This window comes from Cryomorpha ignava, assembly GCF_010686655.1.
Lineage (GTDB): Bacteria > Bacteroidota > Bacteroidia > Flavobacteriales_D > Cryomorphaceae > Cryomorpha > Cryomorpha ignava.
In genome coordinates this window covers 1-7386 of the sequence record NZ_JAAGVY010000082.1, presented here as the reverse complement: position 1 = coordinate 7386, position 7386 = coordinate 1, and the positions used below count along the sequence as shown (strand labels likewise).

The 7386-nt window shown below is 39.2% G+C and carries 6 protein-coding genes; 4 read left to right on the top strand and 2 right to left on the bottom strand.

All coding sequences use genetic code 11. The annotated features are described in order from the left end of the window. Nucleotides 1-226 precede the first annotated feature (226 nt). Both G3O08_RS20120 and G3O08_RS20115 read left to right on the top strand, forming a co-directional pair. Nucleotides 227-739 (top strand): AAA family ATPase, encoded by a 513-nt coding sequence (locus G3O08_RS20120; RefSeq protein WP_163287242.1) that lies wholly within the window; start codon nt 227-229, stop codon nt 737-739. Next, nucleotides 717-1733 carry a phosphotransferase gene (locus G3O08_RS20115; protein WP_163287241.1) on the top strand — a complete coding sequence of 339 codons (1017 nt, stop codon included), beginning with the start codon at nt 717-719 and terminating at the stop codon, nt 1731-1733. Before G3O08_RS20120 ends, G3O08_RS20115 begins: the two co-directional genes overlap by 23 nt. 71 nt (nt 1734-1804) lie before the next feature. Here G3O08_RS20115 and G3O08_RS20110 read toward each other — a convergent pair whose 3' ends face one another. Then, nucleotides 1805-3481, bottom strand: coding sequence for a DUF2207 domain-containing protein (locus tag G3O08_RS20110; RefSeq protein ID WP_317164118.1), 1677 nt, complete (start codon nt 3479-3481; stop codon nt 1805-1807). An 11-nt stretch (nt 3482-3492) separates the two neighbouring features. Continuing rightward, entirely contained in the window at nt 3493-4053 is a 561-nt protein-coding gene (locus tag G3O08_RS20105) for a LemA family protein (protein WP_163287240.1), read from the bottom strand. Between the two features lie 292 nt (nt 4054-4345). On the opposite strand from G3O08_RS20105, the gene G3O08_RS20100 reads away from it, so the two are divergent. Continuing rightward, the gene (locus G3O08_RS20100; RefSeq protein WP_163287239.1) at nt 4346-4762 is read left to right on the top strand and encodes a hypothetical protein; all 417 of its coding nucleotides are present in this window, start codon (nt 4346-4348) and stop codon (nt 4760-4762) included. 81 nt (nt 4763-4843) lie between these two features. After that, nucleotides 4844-7258, top strand: a complete 2415-nt coding sequence (locus G3O08_RS20095) for a TonB-dependent receptor (RefSeq protein ID WP_239541383.1) — start codon at nt 4844-4846, stop codon at nt 7256-7258. Nucleotides 7259-7386 lie beyond the last annotated feature (128 nt).

The following is a 7386-nucleotide window of genomic DNA, read 5'->3' as shown; positions in this document are numbered from 1 at the left end:
AAGTAGTCAGCTCTGACAAATTTTTAATATCTTTGGATTGCAGCATTTTTACGTATTTGGAATTACGCCTTTAAGATACTGTTTTTCAGAATCTTAAAGTAATAAAAATGCTGCACTTTTTAACTTTTCAATGTTAATTATCAACACAATAGCTCCTGCGAAACTTTAGTAATATTAATACCGATCTTAGAGGTATCTTAACTAATCATCCTAAAAAGCAGAATCAATGATAGTAATCGTCTTTGGTTTACCGGGTTCGGGAAAGAGCTATTTTGCATCGCGGCTGGCAGATAGAATTCATGCCGGATACGTAAACAGCGACCGTGTGCGAAAAGAGCTTTTTGAAAAAAGTGATTATTCTAAAGAAGAGAAAAAAGCGGTTTATGAGAAAATGCTTAAAGTGATGAAGGGAGCCATGGAGCAGAACAACGACCTTGTGCTCGATGCAACTTTTCACGAAAAGGAAACCCGCGATTTATTCATCAACGAAGCAAAGGGAACGGCCACCGTATTTTTTATCGAAGTGAAAGCCGATGAAGAGATAATCAAGGAAAGGTTGAAAAAAGAAAGACCTTATAGCGAAGCTGATTACGAAGTGTATAGAATGATTAGTCAAAAGAACGAACCGCTGTCTGAACCACATTTAATACTGCAATCAACCAACGACAATATTGATGAAATGCTTGAAAAGGCGGTGACAACCTTAAACTTGAAAAATGACACGTCAGGAGATCAATAAACTTTTAGACTGTGGTGAATTTCCGGAACGAACTGAGCAAAGGGAATTAATAGAAACGCATATTTCGTGGGTAATTCTTTGCGATGCTTTTGTGTACAAGATCAAAAAGCCAATGAAGTATTCATTTCTCAATTTCACTACTCCCGAGCTTCGAAAGTACTACTGCGAGCGCGAAATTAAATTGAATAAAAGACTTACTGACAATGTTTATTTAGAGGTTTTACCTATTCGAGAAGACGGAAAAAAAATTAATCTGGGAGGCGATACCGGAAATGAAATAGACTACGCCGTAAAAATGATTAAGCTCGATGGCGAAAAGCAAATGGATAGGCTTTTGGCTGCCAATAAAGTAAAACCGGCTGATATAGAAAATTTGGCCGATAAAATCGCTTCATTTCATAAAAGCACAACTGTAATTCGCGAAAAAGATGCTTTGGCTATTCAAGATGAATTCAATGATTTAAAATCTGAAAGAGACTATGCGTCAGTGCAATCAGGAAAAGAATACGTCGAAATGATTGATAGGGCAATTGCCTTTTCAGACAAGTTTATCAAGCTGCATTCTGACTTGGTAGCAGCAAGATTGAAAAATGGATTTTACAGAGATTGCCATGGCGATTTACATTCCAGAAATATCTTTTTGTTGCCAGAGCCGGTACCATTTGACTGTATTGAATTCAACGACGATTTTAGGCAGATTGATGTTTTGAATGAAATAGCTTTTCTATGCATGGATTTGGATGCTGCTGGAAGAGATGACTTTTCAGAATTGTTTCTGGAATCATACAACCGCCACTTCACTGCCATGAGCACGCCGGATGAACGCATGCTCTTCGTTTATTACAAAGCTTACCGCGCCAATATTCGGGCAAAAGTAAGCAGCCTCCGCGCGAGAAGTGCTGCGACTGATAGTGAGAAATTAACTGCGTTGAGCTCCGCAGAGAAATATCTATCCTTAATGAATGGATACATAGAAGAACTGGAGATGAATTAAGAAATTCAACATGCATTTGATCGCATGCAAGAATTCACTCAAAAAAACGTAAAAAATAATTTCAACCACGTTTACCAGCTTCCGCCGCCACCGCCGCCAAAACCACCACCCGATGACCCGCCGCCACCCGATGAGCTGCTTGAAGGAGAGCTGACCATTGTTGACTTGGCAGCCGATATAGAGCTTGAAAACGAATTGGCAAAATGATTCATCGTAAATGCACCTGGTGGCGATATGTACCAATCTGGTGGCTGTAAATTAAGGCCATCAAACTTTTTAGCCCATTTGTCAAACATGCCAAATGCCAGCGCATAGGCCATTGTGGTCTCAAAATATGTTGGACTTTCTTGCAAAAGCATTTTGAGCTTATTCTCTTCGGCTACTTTTATAAACTGTTTAAATCCCTTCAATTCAGAAAGTACCTCATTTCCTTTCTGATTTTTCTTTATAAGATGAGTTGACATAACCAAAAGAAGAATTGAAACGGGAATTACCACTATTGCTGCCAGAAGGCCCCAAAAAATCAGAAAGAGAAAAAATAGCCCAATGCAGAGAAGTATCAGGCTAACAATCACTGCAATTTTAATCCGCGCTGCACGAGGGTCGTAATAAACCTGTGCCTTGTCTTTTAAACTATTTTTAGCCGTGCCCATTGTCGTATAAAACTTATTTTTCAGGCTGCTTATCAGAATTTCATTTGAGGAACCAAAAAGACCGTTGAATACTGTTCGCTCATAAACCGGTGAATCTGCAGGCAGCTGCTTAAGTTTTATAAGTCTGGTATCTGAACTTCCAAACCAGCCACTTTTGGGAATTTCTTCCATTTTTAGGTAGCCTCGTGAGCCCCAATATGGAATGAGTGAAATAAGATCTTGCGTATCGCCGCTATCATCTATTAAAAAACCTGCCATTGCCGGATCCATTTCTTTTGGTGGAAAATAACTTATTGCAGCAACTACGCTATCGTCTTTTCCATACCTCTTCCAAATAAAATAAAACAGAATGATCAAGGCACCAAGAATGAATGTCCAGCCATACTTTGCCCAGAAAGGCCACAAAGGTTTTATTTCAGCAACAGAACCAAGCGGAAGATTGAGTAATACAGTAACACTCTGCCCCATGTAGGAAAAAAAATTCTCGCGGCTTTCTGCTTTAAAAGTGCCGTTCTCCACACTTACATCAAATTCATTGCTCGCTTCAGTTGAACCAGTTTGTCCCGAATAGACAAAGAAATTTTTAGGGTCTATATCTACATTTTTAGGAAGGTGAACCGTAAAATCAATTTGCTTAAAAACCGCGTCCCAGCCATTTGGTTTTACATTCCAATAGAACCGAATCTGATCTTTTTCAAAAAGAAACGCATTGTAAACCCTATACTTAATCTGGTAATGCTGCGAGCCAATAACCGTTCTATCTTTGTCGCCAATCTTTATTCGAAGGTTATCGCTTACCTTTTGAACAAAGTCAGGATCTGCATCAAAATTATGACCCGGCACTTCAATATCTCTGATTTTAATTTTCCGCTTTTCCGACTTATTCTCTTCGGTAAGCAAATCATAATTTGTCTGAATATCTCTGTAAATCCCGTGTTTGTATTCGGTAAAAGTGAGGTCGTAATTCTCAACTACATCAAAGTATCCTTCAGCATTTATGGAAATATCTACATGGGCTTTGTTTACTTCAAAACCCTGACTAAATGCTTGTATAGAAAACAGAATCCCAAGTAAAACTATAAACAGTTTTTTCACGAGCTGCTCTATTAGTTAAAACTCACTTTTACATTTTCGCGACTTACTTCGTCTGCTTCAAAATAGTCGAAATGCTTATACTTGAATATTCCGGCAAACAACACACCGGGGAAACTTTCGCCATAGGTGTTGTTCTCACGCACAGTACCGTTGTAATATCGGCGGCTTCGCTCTAGGTTTTCTTCTATCTCGTTAAGCTTTGCCTGTAAATCAAGAAAATTTGTGTTTGCCTTTAAATCAGGATAGGCCTCGCTCAATGCAAAAATGCTGCGCAGGGTTTGCTGGAGCTGGTTTTCTGCTTTTATCTGTGCGTTTATATCATCGCTGGGCACAGCCATTGCAGCATTTCTGGCATGAATAACGTTTTCTAATGTCGTTTTTTCATGGGCTGCATACCCTTTTACCGTTTCCACAAGATTTGGAATTAGATCATAACGTCGTTTTAAAGCTACATCTATATTGCTCCATCCGTCTTTAACGGTATTTCGGTTTTGCGCAAAGCGGTTAAATATCTGAACAAGAAAAAAGGCAATCACCAAAATGATTCCTATTACAACAAGTAAAACACTCATAATTGATTGGTTAGGTTTAAAAAATTAAGCACTAATATAACCAAGTTTTTATTTTCTATCGCCCAAAGTCCCTATTAATGAAATTTTCCAGGATAGTCTCGGTTCTTAACACATTGGGAACATTTATTATTCTATTTTTGACATCCCGGTTTCGGGTCGATTCATATTTCAACACTTGAAAGGAAGATTTCTTGGCATATTCTTGTTATTCAGCTTTGTAGCTCCGGTCGCTACGACGTATATTATTTTGCAATACCAAAAAAATCAAGTCAGAAGAACAGTCAAATGGAAAATGATAGCCGGAGTTGATCGGGACGAGTTTGTTTTGTTCAAATTTACTGATGCCGAAAAAGAGAACGACCTGCGCTGGGAGCATTCAAAAGAATTTGAATACAAGGGTGAAATGTACGATATCGTAGAAACCCAATTCAAAGGCGATACTACGTATTACTGGTGCTGGTGGGATTATGAAGAAACACAGCTCAATAAACAGCTTGATGGTCTTCTTGCCTTTGCTTACAAGAAGGATACTCGAACCCATAAGAATCAAAAGATTTTGCAGTCATTTTACAAATCACTGTATTTTTCAGATTCCAAAATACCTTTTGCTTTTCACAGCGATCAACTCAATTTAATTTGCCCTTCACAAGGGGGCTATTTTAAAACGCATTCACACGCGCCCCCTGTTCCCCCTCCAGAGTTAGTATAAATCACAATTTGATTAAATTTCATTCGTCTGTGTCTAAAAGACACGGACTAAACCTATTACAATTAATCTAACACACTTATAATGAGGAAAATTATAATCATGTTATTGTTGTTCATGGGGGTGGTGGGTTTTGCCCATGCACAGATAGTAACAATAACAGATATAGAAACCGGTCGACCATTAGACCTGGTGAGCATGACAAGTAAATCTACCCGAGCTTTTACAACTACAAATGCAGAAGGTCAAGCAGATATATCAAAATTTGCCGATTCGGAGCAAATAGAATTTCGTTTGCTTGGATATAAAACCAAGTACGAGAACTACGCCCAAATTCAAAATTTAAATTTTAAAATTCAATTAGCGAAAACCAATATAAATCTGGATCAAGTGGTGATTTCAGCAACACGATGGGAGCAGGAATCGGAAGATATTCCTGTGAAAATTGCAGTAATATCAAGCCAGGATGTGGCATTTCAAAATCCGCAAACCGCGGCAGATCTGTTGACACTTTCCGGAAAGGTTTATGTACAAAAAAGCCAGCAGGGTGGCGGTAGCCCAATGATTAGAGGGTTTTCTACCAACAGGCTTTTATATACCGTAGATGGCGTGCGCATGAATAACGCTATTTTTAGAGGTGGAAACTTGCAAAACGTCATCAATCTCGACCCTTTTGCAACCGAAAACACCGAGGTTTTATTTGGCGCCGGTACCGTTATTTACGGAAGTGATGCCATAGGAGGTGTTATGAGTTTTAGCACGATTAAACCGCAGTTGTCATTAACTGACAAACCATTGGTAAGCGGCAAAGCCGTAACCCGCTACTCAAGTGCCAACAACGAAAAAACCGGGCACTTTGACGTAAATGTGGGCTGGAAAAAGTGGGCACTTGTAACCAGCATTAGTTCGTGGGATTACGACCACTTAAGGCAAGGTAGCCATGGCCCTGACGATTACATTAAGCCAATACATGTGCAGCGTCAAGACAGTACAGATGTAATCATTACCCAAGAGGATCCGCTGCTTCAAATTCCATCGGCGTTTTCGCAGATAAACATGATGCAGAAACTAAGGTTTAAACCCAATGAACAATGGGATGTGCAGTACGGATTTCACTATTCAGAGACATCGCCTTACGGCAGATACGACCGGAATACACGCTATAAAAACGGTACACTTCGCTACGCAGAGTGGAACTACGGACCCCAAAAGTGGATGATGAATAATTTATCAGTCAACCACAAGGCAAGCAATGTAGCATTTGATGAGGTGACTTTGCGCCTGGCATTTCAAAATTTTCAGGAAAGCAGAATAGATAGAGCTTTGAATAAAGATGATAGAACCGTGAATGAAGAAAATGTAGATGCTTACTCCGCAAATCTCGATTTCACAAAATCATTTAGCCATAATAATAAGCTATTTTATGGTTTTGAATACATCCTGAACGATATAACATCTATTGGTTCTATTACAGAAATTTCTACTGGCAATGTCTCGCCCGCAGGAGCGCGTTATCCAAATTCTACCTGGAGTTCTATCGCTGTTTATGCAAACGACGAATATCAGATTTCTGAAAAGTTTACGGCAGTAGCTGGTTTGAGATACAACCAGTTTGTAATTGATTCAGATTTCAGCAACAATGTTGATTTCTACCCACTGCCTTTTACCGAAGCCAAAATAAATAATGGTTCGCTTACAGGTAGCTTAGGTGCGGTAATCAGGCCCACTGATAGCTTTGTAATTAATACCAATTTCGGAACTGCTTTTCGCTCTCCGAATGTTGATGATGTCGGGAAAGTTTTCGATTCTGAAGTAGGTGGTGTTACCGTTCCAAACCCTGATTTGAAAGCCGAATACGCTTACAATTTCGATCTTGGTATTGCCAAAGTATTTGGCGATGTGGTGAAAATTGATGTTACTGCATATTACACTATTCTTGAAAATGCTTTGGTAAAAAGAGACTTTCAATTGGGCGGGCAAGACAGCATCATTTACCAGGGTGAGCTAAGCTCGGTACAGGCTGTTCAAAATGCGGCTGTAGCCAATGTTTATGGTATTCAGGCCGGTTTGGAAATTAAGCTACCGGCTGGGTTCAGCATTTCGTCAGATTTGAATTATCAGGTGGGTGAAGAGGAACTAGACGATGGCAGCACAAGCCCATCTCGACATGCTCCCCCCCTGTTTGGTTTTTCTCGCTTAAACTATAGAGCGAATAAACTGCACTTGCAATTTTACGCGGAATATATGTCAGAGCGCAAGCATAATGATTTGCCTTTCGAGGAAAAAACAAAAGTAGAATTGTATGCTTTAGATGCAAATGGAGAAACATACGCACCTTCATGGTACACGTTAAATATCAAAGCGTCGTATGATCTATCAAATGTCTTTACTATTAGTACAGGAATTGAAAATTTGGAAGACACCCGGTACAGACCTTATAGTTCCGGAATCTCTGCACCCGGAAGAAACTTTATATTCTCGTTAAGAGCCAATTTTTAAATTAAAAAAGTCAATCGCCTTAAGTTTGAGGCGATTGACTTTATTTTCTTAGAAATAAAGAATATTAATTCACAAAAATACCATTAACAGTCTTTTCTTGTTTTCCTGATATCGTATGACCCATGTAT